A 25,214-nucleotide genomic window follows, 5' to 3' on the forward strand; every position below is an offset into this window, starting at 1 on the left:
TTGCTTCCGGTATTTTTTTCACGTCGATGCTGCAGCGTGATCCAGTCCGCATCGTTGGACGCCAACGTGCCTCGGGGTCGCCCCGGCTTGACCGGGCGTTCGCCACTCCTATACTCTTGCGAGGCTTTCGGGGAGCCCGTGGCGGACCGCGGGACGACCACCCGCTGAGTTCCTCCTCCCGTCGACCACGGGCAGATAAATTCAAAATAGGAAAAACAGGAGACGTCATGGCTCACGACGCCGACGTGAACAAAGCCAGCAAGCACTGGCTCTGGCTATTGCTGCTACCGTGGATCGCGATGATCTGGGTGCCGTCCTACAACCGGATCGAGCCGCAGCTGTTCGATTTCCCGTTCTTCTACTGGTATCAGCTGCTGTGGGTGCTGATCAGCGCGGTCATCACCGCGTTCGTCTATGTGAAGACCAAGTCCCGCTATACGGGTCGCCCGAACGGGGGCGCACAACGATGAACCCCATTGCAACCTTTGTCTTCGTTCTGTTTTTCATCGGCGTCACGATTCTTGGCTTCGTCGCGGCACACTGGCGGCGCGGCGATCTCGCGCACCTCGAAGAGTGGGGTCTGGGCGGGCGGCGCTTCGGCACGATCGTCACGTGGTTCCTGCTCGGCGGCGACCTGTACACCGCCTACACCTTCATCGCGGTGCCGGCGCTCGTGTTCGGCGCGGGCGCAACCGGCTTCTTCGCGCTGCCGTACACAATCCTGATCTATCCGTTCGCCTTCGTCGTGTTCCCGAAGCTGTGGAGCATCGCGAAGCGCCACGGCTACGTGACCTCGGCGGACTTCGTGTCGGCCCGCTACGGCAGCCGCATGCTCGCGCTCGCTGTCGCCGTGACCGGCATCGTCGCGACGATGCCGTACATCGCGCTGCAGCTGGTTGGTATCGAAGTGGTGATCGGCGCGCTCGGTTTCGACACCACCGGCTTCGTCGGCGATCTGCCGCTGATCATCGCGTTCGCGATCCTCGCGGCCTACACGTACACGTCGGGCCTGCGCGCGCCGGCGATGATCGCGGTGGTCAAGGACATCCTGATCTACGTGACGATCTTCGCCGCGATCATCGTGATTCCGCCGCAGCTGGGCGGCTTCGGCCATATCTTCGGCGCGGTCCCGCCGGCCAAGCTGCTGCTGAAGTCGCCGGACGTGTCGAGCCTGAACGGCTATAGCGCGTACGCGACGCTCGCCGTGGGTTCGGCGCTCGCGCTGTTCCTGTATCCGCACTCGATCACCGCGGTGCTGTCTTCGAAGTCGGGCAACACGATCCGCCGCAACATGGCCTTGCTGCCGGCGTATTCGCTGGTGCTCGGCCTGCTCGCGCTGCTCGGCTTCATGGCGCTCGCGGCCGGCGTGAAGGACATGCCCGAGTTCGCGCCGTACTTCAAGGCCTTCGGCCCGAACTTCGCGGTGCCGGCGCTGTTCCTGCACTTCTTCCCATCGTGGTTCGTCGGCGTCGCGTTCGCGGCGATCGGTATCGGCGCGCTGGTGCCGGCGGCGATCATGTCGATCGCGGCGGCGAACCTGTACACGCGCAACGTGCACAGGGAGTTCATCAACCGCAACATGACGCACGAGCAGGAGACCAACGTCGCGAAGCTGGTGTCGCTGATCGTCAAGGTCGGCGCGGTCGCGTTCATTCTCGGTCTGCCGCTCACGTACGCGATCCAGCTGCAGCTGCTCGGCGGGATCTGGATCATCCAGACGCTGCCGGCCATCGTGCTCGGTCTCTACACGCGTGTGCTCGACTATCGGGGTCTGCTGCTCGGCTGGGCGGCGGGTATCGCGACCGGCACGTGGATGGCGATTTCGTTGAACCTCGCCAGCTCGATCTTCACGATCCATCTGTTCGGCATGGCGATTCCGGGCTATGCGGCGGTGTGGTCGCTGATCGTGAACCTCGTGGTGTCGGTGGTGGTGAGCCTGATCGTGCGCGCGGTGGGCATGCAGCGCGCCGAGGACCGCACCCGTCCGGAAGACTACCTGGACATCGTCGAAGGCTGATTCCGGCTGCGACTTCACGCTCTGAAACACGCAACGCCCGCCGACGCAAGTTGACGGGCGTTTGTGTTTGCGGGGCACTCCAGGGCAGGATAGCGGAACCGTCCTTTCACGCGTTCGCCGCGCGCCGCCATGGCTGCTGCCGATACTCCCACCTTGATCCCCCGCCGCGCGGCGCTGAGCCGGATGGTGCGCGCGGTCACGTCGCCGTATTACCGCTACCGCCACGCGAAGGTGCTGCATAGCCTGCGCGTCGGCCTCGCGATGCTGGTGTCGATTCTGGCGACGACCGGCATCGATATCCCGCACGGCATCTGGTCGTCGGTGACGCTGCTGGTCGTGATCGGCGGCTTGCAGCATCACGGCAATATCCGCAAGAAAGCGGCCGAACGCGCGGCCGGCACGCTGCTCGGCGCGTCGATCGGCCTGTTGCTGATCGTGCAGCAGAACATCATCGGCTCGCTGCCGCTCACCTATGTGCTGGAGGCGATCATCGCGTCGATCTGCGCGTGGTTCGCGATCGGCTCGTCCGGCTATATCGGGCTTCTGACCGCGATCACGATGTGCATCGTCGCGGGCCACGGCGACAACCTGATCGACGTCGGCCTGTGGCGCACGTTGAACGTGCTGATCGGCATCGTGATCGCGCTGGCGTTTTCGTTCGCGTTTCCACTGCACGCGACGTATTCGTGGCGCTACGGGCTCGCCGCCAATCTGCGCGAATGCGCGGGCATCTACGCGCGGCTGCTCGACGGCGAGACGATCACCGAGGAGGAGCAGGTCAAGCGCTTCCTGCGGATCAACAAGCGGCTCGTGCAACTGCGTTCGCTGATGCCGTCGGTCGCGAAGGAAATCGACGTGCCGCAGACGCGGCTCGAGGAGATCCAGCGGCTGCATCGCTCGGTGCTCAGCTCGCTCGAACTGCTGGCCACCGGGCCGCTGATGAACGCCGCCGCCGCCGCGCGCAGCGCCTATGCAGCGCAATGCGGCGCCGAGGTGCGCGCCGTGCGCGCGATCCTGTTGTCCACCGCGCGCGGGCTGCGTTTCGGCCGTCCGTCGCGCTTCGGCATTCCGGCCGCGGCGCCGCTCGAGAAGGGGCATGGCGACGTGGCCACCGCGTTGCCGCCCGACTGGCAAGGGCCGTACTGGCTCGGTCAGCGGCTCGCGGAGCAGGTGGACCGGCTGCGCGAGCTATTGCTGGAGACCGAGCCGAACTGGAACATCGAGCGGCACGAGCGGGCGACGCGTGGCGGGTAGGTGGTCGAATGGCCGAACCCAAAGGCTCGGCCGCTAAGCCTCAAACCTGCGGCGGCAGCGTGACCATCCACATCATGCCGAAGCGGTCCACCACCATCCCGAAGCCCTTGCTCCAGAACGTTGGCTGGAACGGCATCACGACCTGGCCGCCATCGGCGAGCGCGTTGAAGCATTTTTCCGCCGACGCGCCGTCTTCGACGGTCAGCGACAGACTGAAGCCATTGAACGGGCCGGCCGCCGGATCGCAGTTGCCGTCGGAAGCCATCCACGTGCTCGAGCCCAGCTGCACGTTCGCGTGCATGATCTTGTCGGCGAGTTCGGGGCGTGGCGGGTTTTGCGCGTCGGGTGGCGCGTCCTTGAACAGCATCCTGAAGGTTACCTGGGCGCCGAGTTTGTCGGTGTAGTAGTCGAGCGCTTCCTGGCAACGGCCGTTGAAGAACACGTAGGGCTGAACATACATGATCGTCTCCCTGGTCAGGCGTTGGGCGGGCGCCCTCGTTCCTCGCCAGCTCAGGCGGGGAGGGGCGTGCAGTCGATTGTAGTCGCAGCGTAAACGGGGAGCGGCGCCGAACCGTGAGATTCGGCGCCGCTCGTCATGGATCGCTTTCGAGCGGAGCGGGCGCGGCGCGGCGAGCGTGAACGTGAACGTGAGCGTCACACAACAGCCAGCCCACGGCCGCTGCCCGCGGCACCTCAGCGCAGCGTGTCGATCAGTTTTTCCAGCTTGATTGCGTCCGCGGCGAACGTACGGATGCCTTCGGCGAGCTTCTCGGTCGCCATCGCGTCGTCGTTGACGAGGAAGCGGAACGACTTTTCGTCGACCGGCACGCGCTCGATGTCCGCGTCCTGCGACGCCTCCGGCGACAGCTTGCGCTCGATCTTGTCGGTGCTGTCGTGCAGCTTTTGCAGCAGGTCGGGGCTGATCGTCAGCAGATCGCAGCCGGCCAGTTCCAGGATCTGCGAGGTTGTGCGGAAGCTCGCGCCCATCACCTCGGTTTTGTAGCCGAACTTTTTGTAGTACCCATAGATGCGGCGCACCGACTTGACGCCCGGGTCGTTGGCGCCGCCGTCTTTCGCTTCGTCCCACGCGCTGCCGGCGCTCTTCTTGTACCAGTCGTAGATGCGGCCGACGAACGGCGAGATCAGCTGCGCGCCAGCTTCTGCACAGGCCGCCGCCTGCGGGAGCGAGAACAGCAGCGTCATGTTGCAACTGATGCCTTCCTTCTGCAGCACCTCGGCCGCGCGCACGCCTTCCCACGTCGACGCGAGCTTGATCAGCACGCGGTCGCGTTCGACGCCGTGCTCCTTGTACAGCGCGATCAGCTCATGGGCTTTCTTGATCGAGCCTTCGATGTCGAACGACAGGCGTGCGTCGACTTCGGTCGACACCCGCCCGGGAATGATCTTCAGGATTTCGGTGCCGAACGCGATCAGCAACTGGTCGATGATCGCACCGACCGGTTTCGACGCATGCGCCTTCACGGTCTTTTCGAGCAGCGGCCGGTAGTCGTCTTTCTGCACGGCCTTCAGAATCAGCGACGGATTGGTGGTCGCATCGCGCGGCTTGTACTGCGCGAGCTGCTGGAAGTCGCCAGTGTCGGCCACCACGGTGGTGTATTGCTTGAGTTGGTCGAGTGCGGTTGTCATGTTCGGGCCTTCAGGGCGCGTGTGCGCCGTGGTTCAGGAGAAATGAGGACGCCGCCGCGCCGGCTGGACGAAACAGAGCAATCAGCCGGCGCCGGCGGCCGCGGGTCAAGCCGCAGCGCGTCCCGCGATGGCGCCGGGAAACGCTGCCGGATACATCTATTCTATGGCGGATCGCCGACGACGGCATGAACACCGGGTACGGACAGCCGGTCGTGGCGATTCGTTCACACTCGGCGCGCGTTCAGCACGACTTGCGTGATCACGCCGGCGACGAGCCCCCAGAATGCCGAGCCGATCGACAGCAGCGTGAGCCCCGAGGCGGTCACCATGAACGTAACGAGCGCCGCCTCGCGCTGCCGCGTATCCTGCATCGCATTGGCGAGGCCGCTCATGATCGAGCCGAATAGTGCGAGCGCCGCGACGGAGACGACCAGTTCCTTCGGAAACGCCGCGAACAGCGCGGCGATCGTCGCGCCGAACACCCCCGCGAGCAGATAAAAAATGCCGCCCCATACGGCCGCCGTGTAGCGCCTCGCGGGGTTTTCGTGCGCTTCGGGGCCGGTGCAGATCGCCGCCGTGATCGCCGCAAGATTGATGCCGTGCGAGCCGAACGGCGCGAGCAGCAGCGACGCGACGCCGGTCGTCGCGATCAGCGGCGCGGACGGGGTCGTATAGCCGTCGGCGCGCAGCACCGCGATGCCCGGCACGTTCTGCGAGGCCATCGCGACCACGAACAGCGGAATGCCGATGCTCACGCACGCCGCCACCGAAAACGACGGCATCGTCAGCACCGGATGCGCGAGCGCGACGTGAAAGTGGCTGAAGTCGAGCAGCCCGAGGCCGCCGGCCGCGGCCGTGCCGACCACCAGCGTGGTCGGAATCGCGTAACGCGGCACGAACCGTTTGACGATCAGGTAGGTGAAGAACATCGTCAGCACGAGCGCGGTCTGGTACTGCGCGGCGCGGAAAATCTCGATGCCGATCTCGAACAGGATGCCCGCGAGGAGCGCCGCCGCGAGGCCGGACGGAATCCGCTTCATCAGCGCGTCGAACCAGCCGGTGACGCCGACCAGCGTCAGCAGCGCCGCGCAGAAGATGAACGCGCCGATGGCCTGCGCATACTCGACATGCGGCAGCGACGCCACCAGCAGCGCCGCGCCCGGCGTCGACCACGCGATCACGATCGGCGCGCGAAAGCGCAGCGACAGGCCGATCGTGCAGAGGCCCATGCCGATCGACAGCGCCCAGATCCACGATGAAATCTGCGCGTCGCTCAGATGCGCGGCCTGGCCCGCCTGGAACATCAGCACGAGCGAGCTCGTGTAGCCGGTCATCGCCGCGACGAAGCCCGCGACGATCGTCGACAGCGACGTATCGGCGAGCGGATTGAAGCGCTTCTGCGGCGCGGCGGCGGGGGACAACTGGGGCGACGGGGACGAACTCATGCGAAGGCTTTGTTGTTGTGGCAGTTGAAGCGTCGGGACGCGGGTTCCGGAACGACGGGCGTTACTTGCTCAGCACCCGCATGGCCGTCTCCAGGCCCGCGAGCGTCAGCGGATACATGCGGTGGCCCAGCACTTCGCGGATCGCGCTGACCGACTGCCGATATGGCCACAGCGCTTCCGGTTCCGGGTTCAGCCACGCGAAGTGCGGGAAATGATCGGCGAGCCGGCGCAGCCACACCGCGCCGGCCTCGGCGTTGTTGTACTCGACCGAGCCGCCCGGCTGCAACACTTCGTACGGGCTCATCGTCGCGTCGCCGACGAAGATCAGCTTGTAGTCCGGCGTGAACTTGTGCAGCACGTCCCACGTCGGCGTGCGCTCGGCGTGGCGGCGGCGGTTGTTCTTCCACAGGAAGTCGTACACGCAGTTGTGGAAGTAATAGAACTCGAGGTGCTTGAACTCGGCCTTCGCGGCCGAGAACAGCTCCTCGGTGCGCTTCACGTGATCGTCCATCGAGCCGCCGACATCGAGCAGCATCAGCACCTTCACGTTGTTGTGCCGCTCGGGCACCATCTTCAGATCGAGCCAGCCGGCGTTCGCGGCGGTGCTGCGGATGGTGTCGGGCAGGTCGAGCTCTTCCGCGGCGCCCTCGCGGGCGAAGCGGCGCAAGCGCCGCAGCGCGACCTTGATGTTGCGCGTGCCGATCTCGACCTGGTCGTCGTAGTCGCGGTACGCGCGCGCTTCCCAGACCTTGACGGCGGTGCGATTGCCGGCCGCGTCGCCGCCGATGCGCACACCCTCGGGGTTATAGCCGCCGTTGCCGAACGGCGACGTGCCGCCCGTGCCAATCCATTTGTTGCCGCCCTCGTGGCGCTCCTTCTGCTCCTCGAACAGTTCCTTCAGGCGCTCCATCAGCTTGTCGATGCCGCCCATCGCCTCGATCTGCGCCTTTTCCTCGGGCGACAGATCGCGTTGCAGCTTCTTCTTCAGCCAGTCGAGCGGAATCTCGAACGCGAGCTCCGAGCTTGCCGCGACCCCGTTGAAAAAGGCGCCGAACGCCTGGTCGAACTTGTCGAAGTACTGCTCGTCCTTCACGAGCGTGATGCGCGACAGGTAGTAGAACTCGTCGAGCGACGGCGCGATCACGTTGGCCTTCAGCGCTTCGAGCAGCGTCAGGTATTCCTTCACCGAGACCGGCAGTTTGGCGGCGCGCAGCGAGTAGAAGAAGTCGATCAGCATGCTGGATGTCCTGCGGCGCGGTGCCCGCTCAACGGTTGTTGCGGTTCATGAACAGCAGCCGCTCGAACAGGCCCACGTCCTGTTCGTTCTTCAGCAGCGCGCCGTGCAGCGGCGGCACGATCTGCTTGTGGTCGGCCGAGCGCAGCGCTTCGGGCGGAATGTCTTCGGCGAGCAGCAGCTTGAGCCAGTCGAGCAGTTCGGAGGTGGACGGCTTCTTCTTCAGCCCCGCGACGTTGCGCAGCTCGAAGAAGCTTTGCAGCGCGGCGGCGAGCAGGTCCTTCTTGATGCCGGGGTAGTGCACGTCGACGATCTGCTGCATCGTCGTCGCGTCCGGAAACTTGATGTAGTGGAAGAAGCAGCGGCGCAGGAACGCGTCGGGCAATTCCTTCTCGTTGTTCGACGTGATGATCACGAGCGGGCGATGCTTCGCGCGCACCAGCTCGCGCGTCTCGTACACGTAGAACTCCATGCGGTCGAGTTCGCGCAGCAGGTCGTTCGGGAATTCGATGTCGGCCTTGTCGATCTCGTCGATCAGCAGCACGCTCTGCTCGTCCGATTCGAACGCCTGCCACAGCACGCCCTTGACGATGTAGTTGCGGATGTCCTTCACGCGTTCGTCGCCGAGCTGCGAATCGCGCAGTCGCGACACCGCGTCGTATTCGTACAAGCCCTGCTGGGCCTTGGTGGTCGACTTGATGTGCCATTGCAAGAGCGGCATGCCGAGCGCGGCGGCGACTTCCTCGGCGAGCATGGTCTTGCCGGTGCCGGGTTCGCCCTTGATCAGGAGCGGACGCTTGAGCGTCATCGCGGCGTTGACCGCGAGCTTGAGGTCGTCGGTGGCGACGTACTGCGATGAGCCTTCGAAACGCATGGCGAGATGCTCTTGTTCGGGAAAAAACCCAGTATAAGTCAGAAGGCCTGTTGGCCCGAAACCGGCTCACGTATGTTGTCAGCCGTGTCGGGGTAGACGCGCCGGCGCCGCTGTGGCGTCATCGCGAAGCCGCCGCGAGCATGGCGCGCGGCCCGTCCAGACGGGCGTTGCGCGGCTCCCGCGTGTTGTGGACGTTCGGCGCGGCGTCGCGGTACAATGGGCCCGATTTTTTTGGCCTGCGTGGCCACCTCATAAGAAGAACGGCCGGACCGCTGCCTTTGTGGGCACCCGTTTCCCCTCAAGCCAGGTTACATCTATGAATAAATTCGTCGGCAAACACGTCGTGATCGCAGCGCTGTCGGTGCTCGCGGGGTACGCGGTCGGTGCGCAGGCAGCGGATGTCGTAGGCAACGCCAAGGCGGGCCAGGACAAGGTCGCGATGTGTATCGGCTGCCACGGCATCCCTGAATATCGTACGGCTTATCCAGAGGTTTTCCGCGTGCCGAAGCTCGGCGGGCAAAATCAGGCATATCTCGAGAGCGCGCTGCGCGCCTACAAGAAGGGCGACCGCCATTTCGACACGATGCATGCAATCGCAACGTCGCTGTCGGATCAGGACATTGCCGACATCGCCGCCTACTACGCAGCGCAAACTGCCGCTTCGAAAAACAATCCCGACAAGTGATCGGCGTCGGTCACCAGTACATCCAATTCGCGGGATAGGAGATTTCATGATCAAGCCCCAACAGGCACTCCACACGGTATTCAAGGCGGTCGGCGCGGCGGCGGTAATCGGTCTGGCCGTGGCGAACGTCGCTCACGCGGCTGACGCGGGCAACGGCAAGGTGCTCGCCGACAGTCACAACTGCGCGGCCTGCCACGGTCCCGGCCTGAACAAGCCGGTGAGCCCGGAGTATCCGAAGCTGGCCGGTCAGCACTCCGACTATGTGTACTGGGCGCTGCGTCAGTACCAGATGGGCACCGGCAATCCGCACCTCGGCCGCAACAACGCGATCATGCAGGCACAGGTGCAGACCCTGTCGCTAGGCGACATGAAGGACATCGCCGCTTACGTCGAATCGCTGGAAGGCGACCTCGTGCAGAAGAAGTGAGCGTAGGGCGCGGATTTCGCGCCGCGGCTTCAAAAGCAAAACACCCCGCCTTGGCGGGGTGTTTTGCTTTGAGGGCATCGAGCCCGGGTTTGCGGTCGCTTCAGTCGCGCGTCGCGCGCCGTTCGATGCGCTGCAAATACGCGTCCGTGTCCGGCGGCGTGCCGGTGCGCTGCGCTTCCCAGATGGTTTCGCCGAGGCAGTCCATGATCGCGTGCTGCGCCTCGTGCGTCGAGCCAAGGCGTGCGGCGAGCCGCTCGTGCGCGGCGCGAATGCCGGGCGGCTGATCGATCGACAGCTGTTCGGAGATCGCCAGATGCATCGACAGGTGCAGGAACGGATTGGTCTGGCCGCGCTCCGGCGAATAGTCCTGCGCCTGCGCAGCGGGGGCGTCGGTGAGGTCGGCGTGATATTCCGGATGCTCGACGATCCAGTCGGCGGCGATCGCCTCGAGCGGCGTCAGAATCTCGCCTTGGCGCTGTTTGCGCCAGGTGTCGGTGAAAAACAGGCGAACTTCGTCGCGGCTGGGATTGAACATCGTGGAACCGGTGCGTGGGAGTGGGGCGTGCGCGGGGCGCGACGGCGTGTGTACGCAGGGCGCACTGCGTGTAAAGCATCATTTTACGCGGCGGCCGTTCGGGCCGCAGGCGCGCCGCGCGGTCTGGGTTTCGAGTTGGGCTGCCCTTAAAGATCGGGCGGCGGGGTCTTCGGCCGGAACTCGCACAGCGGCTCGATCACGCAATGCCAGCATTCGGGGCGGCGCGCCTTGCACACGTAGCGTCCATGCAGGATCAGCCAGTGGTGCGCGTCCTTCCTGAATTCGGCGGGCGTGAATTTTTCGAGCGCTGCTTCGACCGCGCGCACGTCCTTGCCGGGCGCGAGGCCGGTGCGGTTGGCGACGCGGAAAATGTGCGTGTCGACCGCGATGGTCGGATGGCCGAACGCGGTGTTCAGAATCACGTTGGCCGTTTTGCGGCCGACACCCGGCAGCCCTTCGAGCGCCTCGCGATCCTCGGGCACCTCGCCGCCGTACTGGTCGAGCAGAATGCGACAGGTCGCGATCACGTTCTTCGCCTTCGTTCGATACAGGCCGATCGTCTTGATATAGCTCGCGACACCTTCCTCGCCGAGGTCCAACACCTTCTGCGGTGTGTTCGCTACGGGGAACATCCTGCGCATCGCCTTGTTGACCGACACGTCGGTCGCTTGCGCCGACAGCAGCACCGCGATCAGCAGTTCGAACGGCGTCGTGTACTCGAGTTCGGTGGTCGGGTGCGGATTCAGGCTCTGAAGCGTTTCGTAGATCGCGCGGCGTTTGTTCGCGTTCATGCGGAGCGGGTCCGTGTGAGTGAGGATGGTTGCGCGGGCGAGGTCAGCGCGCGGTCGGCGGCGAGCTGGACGGCGGCTTTGACTCGTCGGACTCGTTGGACGACGGCTCCGAGCCGTGTGTACCCTCGCCGCTGGCAAGACCGAGACGGCGGCGGCGCGCTTCGGCTGCATCGATCTGTGCCTGCACGTCGGCGCTGACGTTCTCGGTGTTCAGCGGTCCCTGGCCTTTCGCGGCCAACTCCTCTTTCTTCTTGCGCGCGCGTTCGAGCGCGGCCTGGATGATCGCGCGTTTCTTCGCTTCGGCGTCGTCCGCACTCGGGGTGGTCGGGGCCTCGGACGGCGTTGTCGCGCCGCTCGCGGGAACCGCGCCCGACGCAGCCGCCGCCGGCGCGCTCGCACTCGCGGCTCGCCGCGCCGCAGCACGCGCTTCGGCGGCGTCGCGCTCGCGCGCGAGACGGCTCTCGTGGCGGTTATGACGCGCCCGCGCCGCGTCTGCCTCGCTCTGGCTCCATGCATCCCAGCCGGTGGCCTCGCCGGTGACGGGCAGCATCGCGATGCAGTCGACCGGGCAGGGCGGCACGCACAGGTCGCAGCCGGTGCAGAGCTCGGCGATCACGGTGTGCATCTGTTTCGGTGCGCCAACTATCGCGTCGACCGGACACGCCTGCATGCAAAGCGTGCAGCCGATGCACACCTGTTCGTCGATAACCGCCAAGGGACGCGGACGTTCGACGCCATTGGCGGAATTGAGCGGAATCACCGGTTTGCCGAGCAGCGCAGCGAGGCGCGCGATGCCCTCGGCACCGCCGGGCGGGCACTGGTTATAGTTCGCCTCGCCGCTGGCGACGGCTTCGGCATACGGACGGCATGCGGGATAACCGCACTTCGTGCATTGCGTTTGGGGCAGCAGATCTTCGATGCGATCCGCGAGTGTTTTGACGTCTGTCACGGTTACGGCGCGGGGGTTTGCCGTGCGAGCGCACGACCTGAACTAAATAGCACATTATCGCCGATTTCCCGGATTGCCATTCGCAATCCATGTGCCATAATCGAAGCGCTTCATTCGAAAGTCCGCAGAAAAGGGTGTGTTTCCCAACCACGACGCGCCCGCTAAACGCCGCCAACAAAAAGGCTCGAGGAGAGGCCGGCGGCGCGATCCGGATAACGCGGCTCACGAAGACGATGCCACCATGAATCAGCCGAAAATCAAAAGAGATCCTGAAGGCACGAGGCGCCGCATCTTGCTTGCGGCGGCGGAAGAGTTTGCAAATGGAGGACTGTTCGGCGCACGAGTCGATCAGATCGCTCGCCGCGCCGAAACCAATGAACGCATGCTCTATTACTACTTCGGTAGCAAGGAGCAGCTATTCACCGCGGTACTCGAGCACGCGTTCAGCGCACTCAACGAAGCGGAACGCACGCTCGAACTCAACGGAGTCGCGCCCGTCGAGGCGGTTACACGTCTCGCACATTTCGTGTGGGACTACTACCGCGATCATCCCGAGTTATTGCGACTCATCAACAACGAGAATCTGCATGAAGCACGCTATATGCAGAAGTCGACGCGCATACGCGAAATGATCTCGCCGATCGTCGCCACGCTTGGCGGCATCCTCGAACGCGGGCAACGCGCGGGACTGTTTCGCACCAACATCGACCCACTGCGTTTTTACGTGACGCTTTCGGGCATGGGCTACTACATCGTGTCGAACCGCTTCACGCTCGAAGCGACGCTCGGGCGCGATTTCAGCAGCGCCGCCGAACGCAGCGAGGTGATTCAGATGAATACCGAACTGCTGCTCGCGTATCTGTTGAGAAAGTAACGGCCCGTCTCGCGGTGATCGCCGCCGCGGCAGAACATCAGTATCACGAATGAAGCGCGATAAAAAAGCCAACGGCCTCGAAGGAGACCGTTGGCTTTTTATATGCTATTGCAAGTTTAATGCTCAGGCTTCGACTTTTTCTTTCGCCGTTTTTGCAGTCTTGTTGTGCTCGAGAATGAAGTCGCGCAATTGCGGGTAAATGATCGTGCGCCAGCGGCGGCCCGAGAAAATGCCGTAATGGCCGCATTTTTCCGCAGTGAAGTGACGCTTGTTCTTCGCCGCAATGCCGCTGCACAGGTCGTGCGCCGCGTAGGTCTGGCCGTCGCCGGAAATATCGTCGAGCTCGCCTTCGATCGTAAATAGCGCGGTCGTCGTGATGTCCTGGGGGCGCACCGGTTCGCCGTTGACGACCCACGTGCCCTCGGCAAGACGGAATTCCTGGAACACGACGCGGATCGTGTCGAGGTAATAGTCGGCATCCATGTCGAGCACCGCGTTGTACTCGTCGTAGAAGCGGCGGTGCGCTTCGGCGTCGTCCTCGTCGCCGCGCAGCAGGCTCTGGTAGAAATCCCAGTGCGATGCCGCGTGACGCTCCGGATTCATCGCGACGAAGCCCGTGTGCTGCAGGAAGCCCGGATAGACCTTGCGGCCCGTGCCCGGATAGTTCGGCGGTACCGTGAAGATCACGTTGTTCTCGAACCACTCGTATGAGTGCTGCGTGGCGAGCGAATTGACCGAGGTCGGGCTCTTTCGCGCGTCGATCGGGCCGCCCATCATCGTCATCGTGCGCGGTGTGTCCTCGCCGCGGCTCGCCATCAGCGAAATGGCGGCGAGCACCGGCACGGTCGGCTGGCACACCGAGATCACGTGCAGATTTTTCGCGCCGATATGGCGAATGAATTCCTGGATATACGCGATGTAGTCGTTCAGACCGAACCAGCCGGCCTCGAGCGGCACCATGCGCGCGTCGATCCAGTCGGTGATGTAGACCTTGTGGTCTTGCAGCAACGTGCGCACGGTGTCGCGCAGCAGCGTGGCGTGGTGTCCTGACAACGGTGCGCAGACCAGCACGACCGGCTCATCTTTCAGTTGGCTGACAGCTTCGCTGTCGTCCGCGAAGCGCTTGAAGCGCATCAGACGGCAGAACGGCTTTTCGATGATCGTCTGCTCGACGATCGGAATGTTATGTCCGTCTTTAACAATCTGATGAATGTTGAACTCGGGCTTTTCGTAATCCTTGCCGAGCCGGTAAAGCAGTTCGTAGCCGGCGGACAGGCGTGTGGCGCCCGGCACATAGGCTAACGGACTGGCCGGATTCGCAAATGATTTCGATGCGGCCTGGGCCCAGGCGGTGAGGGGGCTCAACATCGCCCGGCTGAATTCGTGCAGTTGATAGAGCATGTTTGCTCCGTTTTAAGCGGTTCGCATTCGGCTTCGCAAACACGCGTGAAGCGTTGCGGCGGGCCATTGTGGTTGTGGGCACATTGTTGTTGGCCGACAGTCGGATCGATAATATCGAACAAAGCAATCTTGTGCAATGCAACAATTTCCGCATTCAGTGTACGCAAACTGTCACGGCGTCATGCTAGTGGCGATGCTGCTCCGCCGCTATAAGGGCTTGCCTGAACCTCAAGCTCTGTGGAGCGCATGCCGTTATGCGCCGGATGGCCGGTCGCCTGCGCCATTTCCTGCTCATGCTTCATCAGGTTCAGTCCGGTGTGCACGAGCGCCACGTGCGAGAACGCCTGTGGAAAATTGCCGACCAGACGTTTTTCGACCGGATCGTACTCCTCGGACAGCAGGCCGACGTCGTTGCACAGCGCGAGCAGCCGCTCGTACATCTCGATCGCTTCCTGCACGCGCCCCTGCAGCGCGAGGTTATCCACCATCCAGAACGAACACGCAAGAAAGGTGCCTTCTCCCGGCGGCAGGCCGTCATCGTATTCGGTCGTGCGGTAGCGCATCACGAAGCCGCCGTGCATCAGGTCCCGCTCGATCGCCTCGACCGTGCCCTTGATGCGCGGGTCCTGCGGCGGCAGGAAGGCGACCAGCGGCATCAGCAGCACGCTCGCGTCGAGCTGGTCGCTGCCGTAGTACTGCGAGAACGCGTTCAGCTTCGGATTCCACGCCTTCTCGCAGACCTCTGCGTGGATCGTGTCGCGCGTCGCGCGCCATTCGTCGAGCGGGCCGTCGAGCTTGAACATTTCGGCCGAGCGGATCGCGCGGTCGAACGCGACCCACGCCATCACCTTCGAGAACGTGAAATGCTGGCGGCCGCCGCGCGTCTCCCAGATGCCTTCGTCGGGTTCGCGCCAGATCGTGGTCAGATGCGCGAGCATCGCGCGCTGCACGCTCCACGCAGTGACGTCCGCCTGCAGGCCGCCCACGCGCGCGAGATGCAGCGCATTCATCACTTCGCCGTAGACGTCGAGCTGAAGCTGCCCGACCGCGTTGTTGCCGATGCGCACCGGTTTCGCGCCCTCGTAGCCGGGCAGCCAGTCGATTTCGAATTCGGGCAGGCGCCGCTCGCCGCCGATGCCGTACATGATCTGCAACTGGTCCGGCGCGCCCGCCATCACGCGGCCGAGCCAGCTGCGCCAGGCGCGCGCTTCGTCGTAGTAGCCGCCGCGCATCATCGCGAGCAGCGTGATGGTCGCGTCGCGCAGCCAGCAGTATCGATAGTCCCAGTTGCGCGTGCCGCCTAGCTTCTCCGGCAGCGACGTGGTAGGCGCCGCGACGATGCCGCCGGTCGGCTCGTAGGCGAGCGCGCGCAGTGTGATCAGCGAACGGCGGATCGGCGCGGCCCAGCGTCCTTCCACAGTCCCGCGCGCCGCCCATTCGAGCCAGTGGTTCTCGGTGCGCGCGAGTGACGTGTGCGGGTCGCGAGCGGGCGGAATGCGCAGATGCGACGCCGCATACGCGAGCGAGAACGGCACGCGCTCGCCCGCGGTCACCGTGAATTCCGCGACGGTCTTCATATCTTCGCCGTGCAGTTCGACCGGCGTGCGCAGCACCGCGTTGTCGGGGCCGACGATCGCCTTGATGCCGCTGTCGTGCTTGAGCTTGTCGACCCATGGGATCGAGAAGCCGTAGTCGAAGCGCAGCACGAGTTCCATCTTCATGCGCACGGTGCCGCGCTTGCCGACGACGATGCGGATCAGCTCCGACCAGCCGTTGCCTGGCGGCATGAAATCGATCAGCGTGACGGCGCCGTCGGGCGTTTCGAAGTCGGTTTCGAGGATCAGCGTTTCACCGCGATAGCGCCGCGTGATGGTCGGCGCGCCGTGCTCGCCCTCGGTGGCGGGGGCGATCTGCCAGCGACCGTTGTCGGGCGTGCCGAGCAGCGCGGCGAAGCAGGCGCCCGAGTCGAAGCGCGGCCAGCAGAGCCAGTCGACGGAACCCTCGCGGGAGATGAGCGCGGCGGTATGGCCGTCGCCGATGAGTGCGTAGTCTTCGAGGTGTGCAGGCATGGAAAGCGTGTCGAAAAACGAGTCGTTATTACGGATGGCGACAGCAGCCGCGCTTCGAGTGGGTGTTAATTACCGGACCACGATCGGCAGTGTTTGGTTCACCGCATAGTGAGGCAAAACGCGGGTTGGAAAATTGTCAATTCCATGCATAAAATCAGATTTCATGCCGATGTCCGGTGACCTGCCGGACTGCGAATCGGCCTTGCTCATGGCGCATGCAGACGCCGTTTCCGAGGACGAAAGCCATGCTGAACCCTTCGAAATCCGATTGCATCACGATTCTCTCGGCCGCCAGCCAGCTTGCCGGCGACTCCATGCTGCCACTCGATCATGGCCGGCTCGGATTGAGCCGCAACGGCATGCTGGCTGCCGCGTCCTTCCTGGTCGAGCGGGCCTGCTTCCGGCGCTATCAGCAGAATGCCGATCATTATGCGGTCGGCGCGCTGTCGTTGCAGGGGCGCTTGCGCCTCGAACAACTGGCGAACGGTTGAGCGGCCGCACCGAGCGTTCGTAGCGCGGGCTGCTCGCGTATCCGCATCTTCGCGCCACGTCACGTCGATTGTTCGCGTGGCGCGATGCCCGCTTTCCGCCTATGTCACCGCGTGACGCCGGCCGCGCTTTCATGCGTGCGAGTGCCGCTGGCACCGCGCGAACCCTCTTTTCTCGCATATTGATCTCGATACCGGGCGCAAATACCGCGCCCGGGTATCGCGTCGCCTGTCGCTTACAGATGCGACGAGCCCACGCCGAAGATTCCGATGATGCCGATGATGATCAGGTAAAGCGCGACGATGTAGTTCAACAGGCGCGGCATGATCAGGATCAGGATGCCGGCGATCAGCGAAACGAGCGGGCCCAGGCTGAGAGTGACGTTCATGGAGACTCCGTGGTTGACACGCGTGATGCGCGATTGAGAAAACCCTTAAAAAACCACCCCGCTTGCGGGAGCAAAGCCGCTGGCGCAGCCCGCGCGTCAGCGGTGGATTCACTGCATGATCCGACCTAACGCTCTTATACTGACTTCGACAACAACAACGCGGAACGACGCTCGATTCGCGGCGCGGCAGACCAGACACCGTTATAACCGCTCGTACCCCGGCTCATACGCGAGCCCGTACAGACAACCGATGTCGAGGAGGTCACATGCTTCACCGTCGCCGTGCCGCCGGGTGCGTTGCCGCGCGCCCAGTTCCGGCTTCCGCTTTTACTTCTGTTCTTGCCAGTGTTGCCGTACAGGGTTCCGGTCCGCGTGGCGCGGACCGCGTCGCCCGTTCGATGATAAAAGGTTTCGTGCTCATGGTTTCGATGCTTGCTTCGCACGCGTATGCGCAAGATGCTGGCCCGGTCCCCGCGGACGGCGTCTATACGATGCTGGTCGGCACTTACACCAGCGGCAAGAGCGAGGGCATCTACGTGTTTCGCTTCGACACGAAGACCGGCGCGGCGACCCAGGTGTCGGTCGCGCAGACGGTCAATCCGTCGTTTCTGGTCGTGAGCCGCGACCGCCGCTTCGTCTATTCGGTCAACGAACTGCCCGGCGACAATGGCCCGGCCACGCAGCGCGGCAACATCAGCGCGTTCGGCTTCGATGCCGCGCGCGGCCAACTGACGTTTCTGAACAAGGTGTCGTCCGACGGCAATGACCCGTGCTATCTGAGCATCTCGCCGGACGGCAAGTATCTGCTGACCGCGAACTATTCGGTCGCGCCCGACCCCGGCGGCAGCTTCGCGGTGTTTCCGCTGCAGGCGAACGGCCAGGTGGGCGCCTCGGTGCAGACCGTGCATCACGAGGGCGGCGGGCCGGTGAAAGGGCGGCAGGAAAACTCGCACGTGCATTCGACTGTGTTCTCGCCTGACGGCCACTATCTGTTCGCGCAGGATCTCGGCGCCGACAAGCTGTACTCGTACCGTTACGCGCCGCAGAGCAGCGCCGGCGCGGGCCCGTTCGTCGTGACGGACTGGGGCTACGCGCAGCAGAAAGCCGGCACGGGTCCACGCCATCTGATCTTCAGCGCCAACGGCAGGCACGCCTATCTGACGAGCGAACTCGCGGCGACCGTCAGCATGTTCGACTACCAGGACGGCAGACTGAAGCTCGTGCAGACGTTGCCATTGAGCGAGCCCGGCTTCAAGGGGCAGGTGGCCGCGGCGGCGATCCACATGTCGCCGGACGGACGCTTCGTGTATGCGTCCAATCGCGGCGACGCGAACGAGATCGTTATTTTCTCGGTCGATCCCGCCAATGGGCATCTGAAGCAGATCGGCCGGCAATCGAGCCTCGGCAAATCGCCGCGCGAGTTCACCATCGATCCGACCGGCAACTGGCTGATCGTCGGCAATCAATTGAGCGACACGGTCTACGTGTTCAAGCGCGATCAGCAGACGGGGCTGCTCGATCCGAATCCGAAGCAGCATTTCGAGCTCGGCTCGCCGGTCGATTTCAAGCTGGTGTCGCCGTCATGACGCACGGCGCGCGCGGGTAAAGAAAAACGGACAGCTCACATCGTGAGGCTGTCCGCTTTTTTCGCCCGTGTCGTTGCCGACCCGGCCTGGCGATTCACCGGCCGCTCATTCCACCGGCCCCGGCGCCAGCACTTCGCGGCTGCCGTTGATGCTCATCGCCGACACGAGCCCGGCCGTCTCCATCTGTTCGACGAGCCGCGCCGCGCGGTTATAGCCGATGCGCAATTGCCGCTGCACCGACGAGATCGACGCGCGCCGCGTGCGCACGACGAACGCGACCGCTTCGTCGTACAGCGGATCGGCTTCCGCATCCGGCGCTTCGCCGAACAGGTCCTGGGCCGCGCCGCCATCCGTGGCCGGGCCGTCGAGAATGCCTTCCTCGTACTGCGGTTCGCCGAACTGCTTCAGATACTCGACGATCGCATGCACCTCCTCGTCGGCGACGAACGCGCCGTGCACGCGCTGCGGGTAGCCCGTGCCCGGCGGCAGGAACAGCATGTCACCCTGGCCGAGCAGCGACTCGGCGCCCATCTGGTCGAGAATCGTGCGCGAGTCGATCTTCGACGACACCTGGAACGCGACGCGGGTCGGAATGTTCGCCTTGATGAGACCGGTAATCACGTCGACGGACGGCCGCTGCGTCGCGAGGATCAGGTGGATGCCGGCCGCGCGCGCCTTCTGCGCGAGCCGCGCGATCAGTTCCTCGATCTTCTTGCCGGCGACCATCATCAGGTCGGCGAGCTCGTCGATGACGACGACGATCAGCGGCAGCGGCGCGAGCGGCTCGGGTGCATCGGGTGTGAGCGAGAACGGGTTGCCGAGCTTCTTGCCCTTCGCCTCGGTGTCGCGGATCTTCTGGTTGAAGCCCGCGAGATTGCGCACGCCGACCGCCGACATCAGCCGGTAGCGCTTCTCCATTTCGCCGACGCACCAGTTCAGCGCATTGGCCGCGAGCTTCATGTCGGTGACGACCGGCGCGAGCAGATGCGGAATCCCTTCGTAGACCGAAAGCTCGAGCATCTTCGGGTCGATCATGATCAGACGTACTTCCTCGGGCGTCGCCTTGAACAGCAGCGAGCAGATCATCGCGTTGATCGCGACTGACTTGCCCGAACCGGTTGTGCCGGCCACCAGCATGTGCGGCGCCTTCGCGAGATCGGCGACGACCGGATGGCCGGTGATGTCCTTGCCCATCGCGAGCGTCAATTGCGAGTGCGAGTTCTGGTAGACGCTCGCTTCGAGGATTTCGGAGAGCCGGATCGTCTGCCGCTTCGCGTTCGGCAGTTCGAGGCCCATGCAGGTCTTGCCCGGAATCGTTTCGACCACGCGGATCGACGTGAGACCGAGACCGCGCGACAGGTCCTTCATCAGACCGACGATCTGGCTGCCGCGCACGCCGAGCGCCGGTTCGACTTCGAAGCGCGTGATGACCGGACCCGCCGATGCGCCGACTACCGTCACCGGCACCTTGAATTCCTGCAGGCGCTGCTCGATCAGCTGGCCGGTTTCGCGGAGCTTTTCGTCCGAGATCGGTTCGACGTCGGCGTCGGCGGGGGCGAGCAGATCGAGCGTCGGCAGTTCGACCATCGATGCGGCCGGCGCATGGAACTCGAAGCCGTTGACCGGCGCGTGGCCGCGCAGCGGCGCGCGAGCGGCGGCAGGCTCGGTGGCGGGTTGGGTCAGCGGCTGCGGTGCGGGCGCGGAAGGAGGCGACGGAGTGAGTGACGGTTCGGCTGCCGGTGTGTTCGTGACCGACGTCGCGTTTGGGTCGAGCGAAGGCTCGATGCTGGTCGCCGGCGCGGCAACGCCAGGGAAACGGACCACGTTCGAGACGACGGCTGGGGCGGTTGCCGGTGTAGCCAGGTTCGCCGCGCTCGTTGAAGTCGACGACAGCGAGGCGTTCGTGGGGCCGGTCGCGGGCTCTGTCGCAGCGGGCAGGGCAGGGGCGAGCGACGTCGCATGCGTCGGCGGCGGTGCTGGCTCACCTGGCCGCGCGCCTTCGCTCGCGGCCGGGCCGAGCTTGCTCTCCCAAGGCACGAGCGTTTTGTCGATGACAATTTCGGCGACAGGGGCCGGCTCTTGCTTCGGTGTCGCGGTGTCGGCGGTCGCAGGTTCGACGGTTCGCGCGGATTCTTCCCCCTGCGATGGCGGGACGCTGGTGTTTGTCGTCGTCCGGTCTTCGATCGCCGGTACGTCTTCGTGCGTAGCGTCGTTCTGCAAGCTGGCTGCAAAGCGCTGGAACGGCGTCGCCGTCGCCGCCTCGTGTTGCGGCGCGCTTGCAGCAGGTTCCGCGGCGGCAGGTTCAGCCGCAGCGGATGCCGACGGCTCGACAACTGCGGGCGTGCCTGTGACAGCCTCCGCGCACACGGGATCGGCCGGCGTCTCTGCGACAGACACGGGCTCTGCAATCGCGGATTCGACAGCCGCAGCCGCCACGCCGGCCACCGGCTCGATCGCAGCCGTCGTCAGCGGCGCGGCCGCGAGCGGCGGATGAATGACCGGCGGTTCGGTCGGCCATTGCGCAACCGCTTCGTTGGCGCTCTCGACCGGCGTGTCGGATCCGAGCACCTCATGCTCAGCCGGCAACTCCACAGGTGACGCTTCTTGCTGCGACTGCGCCGGCGACACCGTCTCGCCGTTTTCGACAGGCAGCACGTCCGGCAGCGCCGGCGGCACGTCGAACGTTGTCAACATTCGTTCCACGTCGCCAATCTTTGCGCCATCGCCGCCACGACTGCGCGCGAGGCTCACGCCGGCCATGTCGGTCCAGCGCGCGGTGTTTTCCGCGATGCTGCGCAGCGTTTCCTCGACGCTCGCCGGCGGCGCGACCGTCGACGCGTTCGCCATCGTTCGCGCGAAGTCCGGTGTAGGGCGGCGCACGGCCGACGGCAATGTGACACCGTTGGCGCGCTGAGCCGCCGGGAACGGCTGACGCGGAGTCGCGCCGCGATTGAGCGGCGCGCTGCCGTCTGCTGGACGTGGCAGCGGCGACGGACGGCTGCCGCGGCCCGCGGCATTCATGGATCCCGCCGTCATGCCGATCCCGGCGCCCGACGTGGCGGACCGGCCCGCCATGGCCTGTGCCGCTCGCGCCGACACGCCGGACGCATTGGCGGCCGTCGCCGCCAATGCGGCGCTGGAGCCGAACGGCGCGGCCACGCGCTGTTCGCCGACCGAGCGCCGACCGGCCTGCGCAGCGCTATCATGAACCGACATGCCCGATGAAGCCGATGCACCCGGCGATCCCGCCGCGGCCGTCGCCGCGCGCGGCTCCGTCGTGCGCAGCCAACCCGCCGGCGCGACCGGCTCGGTCGGCACGAATGGTGCCGTGGACCTGTCCGGAGCTTTGTCCACCGGCGGCGCCTGCGTTGCCATCGACGCTGCCGGACGCAGCGGCGCGCTCGACCCCGTGCGCAACACCGGCTCGATCTGCCTGGCCGGCCCACGCGCCGCGCCAGCGGCCGCATCGGCGCGCCAGTTTGCGCCGGCGCCACGGGCGGCAGCCTCCTTGCTACCCGCGACGCCAGCCGCGGCACCGCCCGCAGCGGCGGCGCCCACGCCGCGCCCGCTCGCGGGCGGACGCCACACCGTCGGCCGCGCGTAGCGACCCTTGCTGTTGCGCGGCGCCATCGTGTTGGTAGCGGGCGAAACGTGCGACGGCGCGCCGTCGTCGACGGTGCGGTGGCGGCGCGCATCCTCGTCTCGCTTCGCGAGTCCGCGCGACAACCCGAGGCCGAACGCGCCGTCGGCCCAGGCGGCGACCTCGCTCCAGCGGAAGTCGATGAGCCAGGGCAGGCTGATCAGGAGCAGCGCGAGCGCCGCGAGCGGCGTGCCGATATGGCCGAGCAGATGCCCAAGCCCGGCGGCCAGCGCATGACCGAAACCATTGACGCCGGCAATGCCGATCAGCGAGCCCTCGAGCGTGCAACTCGCGATCAGCACGCAGACGAAGCCGAGCCACAGCCGGATCGTGCCGGGGCCGCGCAGACCCGCGCCGCCCGGCAGCATCGACTTCACGAGGCGCCACAAAAGAGGAATGAACCAGACGGCCGACCCGCCGAACCAGCCGAAAACTACCGTGTGCATACCAGACATCTACGAATGACGGAGCGCGCGAGAAGCGCAATCCGTCGAGTTTAAACGGCGCAGCGCGCGGCTTCGAAGGCCGGCGCGAGTCCCGAACGCGGCGCAAACTCGCATCACTTGTCGCTGCGATCGAACATCAGCGTGTCGCCGCTGTCGAGCATCAGCTGCATCTGCTGTGGCGCGCGCATCTGCACGCCGGTGCGAGCGATGCGTTCGAGCGCTTCGAGGAACGGCTTTTCGATGTCGCCGCCCGCCGACACGCACGCCTTGCGCGTGCCGGCGAGGGTGCCGAAGCTGAGCTTGCCGTCCTTCAGCATGTACGAACCCATGAAGCGGTTGCAGCCGGAAAAGCCGCTCGCGTGCCGCTGGCCGCCTTCGGTCGACAACGTGAGCGTAAGCGGCTCCTGATCCTTCGACGGCACCGCGCGCGCCGTGCCGTCGGCGTTCTTCCACGAGCTCAGCACCCAGCTGCTGTCGTCGAGCAGTTGCACGGCGGCGGGATTGAATGGATCGGGCGGCGGCGCCGACGAATCCGGATGCTTCGGGATCGCGCAGGCACCGAGCAGCGCGGCGATGCTCAACGCGGCGACGGCCGTGCGCAGGCACGGAGTGATGCGCGCAAGACGTCGCGGGCGGGAGCGGATGAGCATGGCGTCGTTCCTGTTCAAACTGGCGAAGGCGTAAGGGTAACGTACTAAGCTTGTCGTGCGCGAGCGATGCGCGCGGTGGCGCGGTCGCGGCTGCGAACGTCGACGCGGCGGCACGCTTGCGCCCGGCCGCCACGGCCTCGCGAGCGGACTCAGAGCGCACCCTGAGCGCACCCTGAGCGCCGCGCGGCAAGGGGGCCGCATGTTAACATCGCGGTCTATCCAATCCCACCCTCATCCCGACTTTTTATCTGGAGTTCCCATGCAGATCGGCCAACGGATCGGCACCCCCCTTTCTGAATCCGCGACGCGCGTGATGCTGCTCGGCGCCGGCGAGCTCGGCAAGGAAGTGATCATCGCGCTGCAACGGCTGGGCGTCGAAGTGATCGCCGTCGACCGTTACCCGAACGCGCCGGGCCATCAGGTCGCGCATCGCGCGCACGTGATCGACATGACCGACCGCGCCGCGCTGCGCGCGCTGGTCGAGCAGGAGCGCCCGCATCTGATCGTCCCCGAAATCGAGGCGATCGCCACCGACGAGCTCGCCGCGATCGAAACCGAGGCGCTCGCCGAAGTGATCCCGACCGCCCGCGCCACCCAGCTGACGATGAACCGCGAAGGCATCCGCCGCCTCGCCGCCGAGGAGCTCGGCCTCGCGACCTCGCCGTACGCATTCGCCGATTCGCTCGACGAACTGCGCGCGGGCATCGCGAAGGTTGGCTATCCGTGCGTCGTGAAGCCGGTGATGTCGTCGTCGGGCAAGGGGCAGTCCGTATTGCGCCGCGACGCCGACGTCGAACCCGCGTGGCAGTACGCGATGGCGGGCGGCCGCGTGAATTTCGGGCGCGTGATCGTCGAGGGTTTCATCGACTTCGAATATGAAATCACGCAGCTCACCGTGCGCGCGATCGACCCGGCGAGCGGCGCGGTCAGCACGTATTTCTGCGACCCGATCGGCCACGTGCAGGTCGCGGGCGACTATGTCGAATCGTGGCAGCCGCAGCCGATGAGCCCACTCGCGCTCGAGCGTTCGCGAGAGATCGCGCACAAGGTCACGGCGGCGCTCGGCGGCCGCGGCCTCTTTGGCGTGGAACTTTTCGTGCGCGGCGACGACGTATGGTTTTCGGAAGTCAGTCCGCGTCCGCACGACACAGGGCTCGTCACGTTGTGCTCGCAGCGCTTCTCGGAGTTCGAACTGCATGCGCGCGCGATCCTCGGCTTGCCGGTCGACACGTCGCTGCGTGCGCCGGGTGCGTCGGCGGTGATCTACGGTGGACGCGACGAGGCCGGCATCGCGTTCGAAGGCGTCGCGGCGGCACTCGCGGTGCCCAACTCGGACCTGCGCCTGTTCGGCAAGCCGGAGAGCTTCGTCAAACGCCGCATGGGCGTCGCGCTCGCGACCGGCGAGAACATCGACGAAGCGCGCTCGCGTGCGAAGCAGGCCGCGGCGGCGGTTCGGCCGGTGTCGGCGAAGTAACGAGCAGGGGCAGGCGGCGACGCGCGGCGTGGGCCGCGATCGTTGCTGGCTAATCGTTGCTGGTTTATCGCAGCAAAGAGATCGGAGTAGGGGACCGTATGGCGCTTGAATCGCGCAGCAATCCGTGGCGTGGCGCGCTTCGCCGGGTCGGCGCACTCGGCGTGGCGTTCGCGCTGTGTGCCGGCATCAGCGGCTGCGGGCTCGCGGCGGCGCCGTGCCGGGTCGCTTCGGCGGGACTGAAGATCGTGCCGGTCGTCGGGCACGTCGCCGCCGCGCCGACCGATGCGTGTGCCGAGGTGATCGATCCTTGAAACGTCGTCGAACTGTCCGTGAATTGCC

The 25,214-nt window shown here is 65.4% G+C and carries 23 protein-coding genes; 10 read left to right on the top strand and 13 right to left on the bottom strand.

Going from position 1 to position 25,214, the window contains the following annotated elements; genetic code table 11:
• Positions 1-227 precede the first annotated feature (227 nt).
• The 3 genes from AB3X96_RS14880 to AB3X96_RS14890 all read left to right on the top strand — a co-directional run bounded on the left by AB3X96_RS14880 (position 228) and on the right by AB3X96_RS14890 (position 3,271).
• On the top strand, positions 228-470 hold the full coding sequence (locus tag AB3X96_RS14880) for a DUF3311 domain-containing protein (protein ID WP_176109210.1): 243 nt from the start codon (positions 228-230) through the stop codon (positions 468-470).
• Positions 467-2,017, top strand: a complete 1,551-nt coding sequence (mctP, locus tag AB3X96_RS14885) for a monocarboxylate uptake permease MctP (protein WP_368590319.1) — start codon at positions 467-469, stop codon at positions 2,015-2,017. The genes AB3X96_RS14880 and mctP overlap by 4 nt, the downstream gene beginning before the upstream one ends.
• A gap of 129 nt (positions 2,018-2,146) precedes the next feature.
• Positions 2,147-3,271 carry an FUSC family protein gene (locus AB3X96_RS14890; RefSeq protein ID WP_368590320.1) on the top strand — a complete coding sequence of 375 codons (1,125 nt, stop codon included), beginning with the start codon at positions 2,147-2,149 and terminating at the stop codon, positions 3,269-3,271.
• Between the two features lie 40 nt (positions 3,272-3,311).
• On the opposite strand, the gene AB3X96_RS14895 is transcribed toward AB3X96_RS14890, so the two are convergent.
• The 5 genes from AB3X96_RS14895 to AB3X96_RS14915 all read right to left on the bottom strand — a co-directional run bounded on the left by AB3X96_RS14895 (position 3,312) and on the right by AB3X96_RS14915 (position 8,471).
• Entirely contained in the window at positions 3,312-3,731 is a 420-nt protein-coding gene (locus tag AB3X96_RS14895) for a VOC family protein (protein WP_368590321.1), read from the bottom strand.
• Between the two features lie 233 nt (positions 3,732-3,964).
• A complete protein-coding gene (gene tal / locus AB3X96_RS14900; protein WP_176109206.1) occupies positions 3,965-4,918 on the bottom strand; it encodes a transaldolase in 954 nt (317 codons plus the stop codon).
• 224 nt (positions 4,919-5,142) lie between these two features.
• On the bottom strand, positions 5,143-6,363 hold the full coding sequence (locus AB3X96_RS14905) for a benzoate/H(+) symporter BenE family transporter (RefSeq protein WP_368590322.1): 1,221 nt from the start codon (positions 6,361-6,363) through the stop codon (positions 5,143-5,145).
• Positions 6,364-6,424: 61 nt separating this feature from the next.
• A complete protein-coding gene (locus AB3X96_RS14910) occupies positions 6,425-7,600 on the bottom strand; it encodes a VWA domain-containing protein (RefSeq protein WP_368590323.1) in 1,176 nt (391 codons plus the stop codon).
• A gap of 28 nt (positions 7,601-7,628) precedes the next feature.
• The gene (locus AB3X96_RS14915; RefSeq protein WP_176109203.1) at positions 7,629-8,471 is read right to left on the bottom strand and encodes a MoxR family ATPase; all 843 of its coding nucleotides are present in this window, start codon (positions 8,469-8,471) and stop codon (positions 7,629-7,631) included.
• Positions 8,472-8,787: 316 nt separating this feature from the next.
• Between AB3X96_RS14915 and AB3X96_RS14920 the strand changes: the two genes are divergently transcribed.
• Together AB3X96_RS14920 and AB3X96_RS14925 are read left to right on the top strand one after the other, a co-directional pair.
• Complete coding sequence (locus tag AB3X96_RS14920) at positions 8,788-9,156, top strand: cytochrome c (protein ID WP_368590324.1); 369 nt, start codon at positions 8,788-8,790, stop codon at positions 9,154-9,156.
• Between the two features lie 46 nt (positions 9,157-9,202).
• Entirely contained in the window at positions 9,203-9,583 is a 381-nt protein-coding gene (locus AB3X96_RS14925) for a cytochrome c (RefSeq protein ID WP_368590325.1), read from the top strand.
• A gap of 100 nt (positions 9,584-9,683) precedes the next feature.
• Here the strand turns inward: AB3X96_RS14925 and AB3X96_RS14930 are convergent, their stop codons facing one another.
• The 3 genes from AB3X96_RS14930 to rsxB all read right to left on the bottom strand — a co-directional run bounded on the left by AB3X96_RS14930 (position 9,684) and on the right by rsxB (position 11,858).
• A complete protein-coding gene (locus AB3X96_RS14930) occupies positions 9,684-10,118 on the bottom strand; it encodes a DUF1841 family protein (protein ID WP_176109201.1) in 435 nt (144 codons plus the stop codon).
• A 146-nt stretch (positions 10,119-10,264) separates the two neighbouring features.
• Positions 10,265-10,909 carry an endonuclease III gene (gene nth, locus AB3X96_RS14935; protein WP_368590326.1) on the bottom strand — a complete coding sequence of 215 codons (645 nt, stop codon included), beginning with the start codon at positions 10,907-10,909 and terminating at the stop codon, positions 10,265-10,267.
• Positions 10,910-10,952: 43 nt separating this feature from the next.
• Positions 10,953-11,858, bottom strand: coding sequence for an electron transport complex subunit RsxB (gene rsxB, locus AB3X96_RS14940; protein WP_368590327.1), 906 nt, complete (start codon positions 11,856-11,858; stop codon positions 10,953-10,955).
• Between the two features lie 241 nt (positions 11,859-12,099).
• Between rsxB and AB3X96_RS14945 the strand changes: the two genes are divergently transcribed.
• On the top strand, positions 12,100-12,732 hold the full coding sequence (locus AB3X96_RS14945; protein ID WP_176109198.1) for a TetR family transcriptional regulator: 633 nt from the start codon (positions 12,100-12,102) through the stop codon (positions 12,730-12,732).
• A gap of 123 nt (positions 12,733-12,855) precedes the next feature.
• Here the strand turns inward: AB3X96_RS14945 and AB3X96_RS14950 are convergent, their stop codons facing one another.
• Together AB3X96_RS14950 and AB3X96_RS14955 are read right to left on the bottom strand one after the other, a co-directional pair.
• Entirely contained in the window at positions 12,856-14,133 is a 1,278-nt protein-coding gene (locus tag AB3X96_RS14950; RefSeq protein WP_176109197.1) for a polyhydroxyalkanoate depolymerase, read from the bottom strand.
• Positions 14,134-14,312: 179 nt separating this feature from the next.
• On the bottom strand, positions 14,313-16,202 hold the full coding sequence (locus AB3X96_RS14955; RefSeq protein WP_368590328.1) for a glycoside hydrolase family 15 protein: 1,890 nt from the start codon (positions 16,200-16,202) through the stop codon (positions 14,313-14,315).
• Positions 16,203-16,447: 245 nt separating this feature from the next.
• On the opposite strand from AB3X96_RS14955, the gene AB3X96_RS14960 reads away from it, so the two are divergent.
• On the top strand, positions 16,448-16,693 hold the full coding sequence (locus AB3X96_RS14960) for a hypothetical protein (RefSeq protein ID WP_013088852.1): 246 nt from the start codon (positions 16,448-16,450) through the stop codon (positions 16,691-16,693).
• Between the two features lie 233 nt (positions 16,694-16,926).
• On the opposite strand, the gene AB3X96_RS14965 is transcribed toward AB3X96_RS14960, so the two are convergent.
• Entirely contained in the window at positions 16,927-17,079 is a 153-nt protein-coding gene (locus AB3X96_RS14965; protein ID WP_013088853.1) for a DUF3096 domain-containing protein, read from the bottom strand.
• A 266-nt stretch (positions 17,080-17,345) separates the two neighbouring features.
• Here AB3X96_RS14965 and AB3X96_RS14970 point away from each other — a divergent pair, with 266 nt between their 5' ends.
• Entirely contained in the window at positions 17,346-18,665 is a 1,320-nt protein-coding gene (locus AB3X96_RS14970; RefSeq protein ID WP_368590329.1) for a lactonase family protein, read from the top strand.
• Between the two features lie 105 nt (positions 18,666-18,770).
• Here AB3X96_RS14970 and AB3X96_RS14975 read toward each other — a convergent pair whose 3' ends face one another.
• Positions 18,771-22,751, bottom strand: coding sequence for a DNA translocase FtsK (locus AB3X96_RS14975; protein ID WP_368590330.1), 3,981 nt, complete (start codon positions 22,749-22,751; stop codon positions 18,771-18,773).
• Positions 22,752-22,864: 113 nt separating this feature from the next.
• Positions 22,865-23,401, bottom strand: a complete 537-nt coding sequence (locus AB3X96_RS14980) for an META domain-containing protein (protein WP_368590331.1) — start codon at positions 23,399-23,401, stop codon at positions 22,865-22,867.
• A gap of 259 nt (positions 23,402-23,660) precedes the next feature.
• Here AB3X96_RS14980 and purT point away from each other — a divergent pair, with 259 nt between their 5' ends.
• Both purT and AB3X96_RS14990 read left to right on the top strand, forming a co-directional pair.
• Complete coding sequence (gene purT / locus AB3X96_RS14985) at positions 23,661-24,875, top strand: formate-dependent phosphoribosylglycinamide formyltransferase (protein WP_184227664.1); 1,215 nt, start codon at positions 23,661-23,663, stop codon at positions 24,873-24,875.
• A gap of 98 nt (positions 24,876-24,973) precedes the next feature.
• Entirely contained in the window at positions 24,974-25,186 is a 213-nt protein-coding gene (locus AB3X96_RS14990; protein WP_176366934.1) for a DUF6726 family protein, read from the top strand.
• Positions 25,187-25,214: the final 28 nt, after the last annotated feature.

This window comes from Paraburkholderia sp. BR13439 (assembly GCF_040948805.1).
In the GTDB taxonomy this organism is placed as follows: domain Bacteria; phylum Pseudomonadota; class Gammaproteobacteria; order Burkholderiales; family Burkholderiaceae; genus Paraburkholderia; species Paraburkholderia youngii.

What these genes read in the sequence shown, in the direction of transcription:
- AB3X96_RS14880 (WP_176109210.1), top strand. Translation starts at nt 228, where the DNA reads ATGGCTCACGACGCCGACGTGAACAAAGCCAGCAAGCACTGGCTCTGG.
- mctP (WP_368590319.1), top strand. Translation starts at nt 467, where the DNA reads ATGAACCCCATTGCAACCTTTGTCTTCGTTCTGTTTTTCATCGGCGTC.
- AB3X96_RS14890 (WP_368590320.1), top strand. Translation starts at nt 2,147, where the DNA reads ATGGCTGCTGCCGATACTCCCACCTTGATCCCCCGCCGCGCGGCGCTG.
- AB3X96_RS14895 (WP_368590321.1), bottom strand. Translation starts at nt 3,731, where the DNA reads ATGTATGTTCAGCCCTACGTGTTCTTCAACGGCCGTTGCCAGGAAGCG.
- tal (WP_176109206.1), bottom strand. Translation starts at nt 4,918, where the DNA reads ATGACAACCGCACTCGACCAACTCAAGCAATACACCACCGTGGTGGCC.
- AB3X96_RS14905 (WP_368590322.1), bottom strand. Translation starts at nt 6,363, where the DNA reads ATGAGTTCGTCCCCGTCGCCCCAGTTGTCCCCCGCCGCCGCGCCGCAG.
- AB3X96_RS14910 (WP_368590323.1), bottom strand. Translation starts at nt 7,600, where the DNA reads ATGCTGATCGACTTCTTCTACTCGCTGCGCGCCGCCAAACTGCCGGTC.
- AB3X96_RS14915 (WP_176109203.1), bottom strand. Translation starts at nt 8,471, where the DNA reads ATGCGTTTCGAAGGCTCATCGCAGTACGTCGCCACCGACGACCTCAAG.
- AB3X96_RS14920 (WP_368590324.1), top strand. Translation starts at nt 8,788, where the DNA reads ATGAATAAATTCGTCGGCAAACACGTCGTGATCGCAGCGCTGTCGGTG.
- AB3X96_RS14925 (WP_368590325.1), top strand. Translation starts at nt 9,203, where the DNA reads ATGATCAAGCCCCAACAGGCACTCCACACGGTATTCAAGGCGGTCGGC.
- AB3X96_RS14930 (WP_176109201.1), bottom strand. Translation starts at nt 10,118, where the DNA reads ATGTTCAATCCCAGCCGCGACGAAGTTCGCCTGTTTTTCACCGACACC.
- nth (WP_368590326.1), bottom strand. Translation starts at nt 10,909, where the DNA reads ATGAACGCGAACAAACGCCGCGCGATCTACGAAACGCTTCAGAGCCTG.
- AB3X96_RS14945 (WP_176109198.1), top strand. Translation starts at nt 12,100, where the DNA reads ATGAATCAGCCGAAAATCAAAAGAGATCCTGAAGGCACGAGGCGCCGC.
- AB3X96_RS14950 (WP_176109197.1), bottom strand. Translation starts at nt 14,133, where the DNA reads ATGCTCTATCAACTGCACGAATTCAGCCGGGCGATGTTGAGCCCCCTC.
- AB3X96_RS14955 (WP_368590328.1), bottom strand. Translation starts at nt 16,202, where the DNA reads ATGCCTGCACACCTCGAAGACTACGCACTCATCGGCGACGGCCATACC.
- AB3X96_RS14960 (WP_013088852.1), top strand. Translation starts at nt 16,448, where the DNA reads ATGCTGAACCCTTCGAAATCCGATTGCATCACGATTCTCTCGGCCGCC.
- AB3X96_RS14965 (WP_013088853.1), bottom strand. Translation starts at nt 17,079, where the DNA reads ATGAACGTCACTCTCAGCCTGGGCCCGCTCGTTTCGCTGATCGCCGGC.
- AB3X96_RS14970 (WP_368590329.1), top strand. Translation starts at nt 17,346, where the DNA reads ATGCTTCACCGTCGCCGTGCCGCCGGGTGCGTTGCCGCGCGCCCAGTT.
- AB3X96_RS14975 (WP_368590330.1), bottom strand. Translation starts at nt 22,751, where the DNA reads ATGCACACGGTAGTTTTCGGCTGGTTCGGCGGGTCGGCCGTCTGGTTC.
- AB3X96_RS14980 (WP_368590331.1), bottom strand. Translation starts at nt 23,401, where the DNA reads ATGCTCATCCGCTCCCGCCCGCGACGTCTTGCGCGCATCACTCCGTGC.
- purT (WP_184227664.1), top strand. Translation starts at nt 23,661, where the DNA reads ATGCAGATCGGCCAACGGATCGGCACCCCCCTTTCTGAATCCGCGACG.
- AB3X96_RS14990 (WP_176366934.1), top strand. Translation starts at nt 24,974, where the DNA reads ATGGCGCTTGAATCGCGCAGCAATCCGTGGCGTGGCGCGCTTCGCCGG.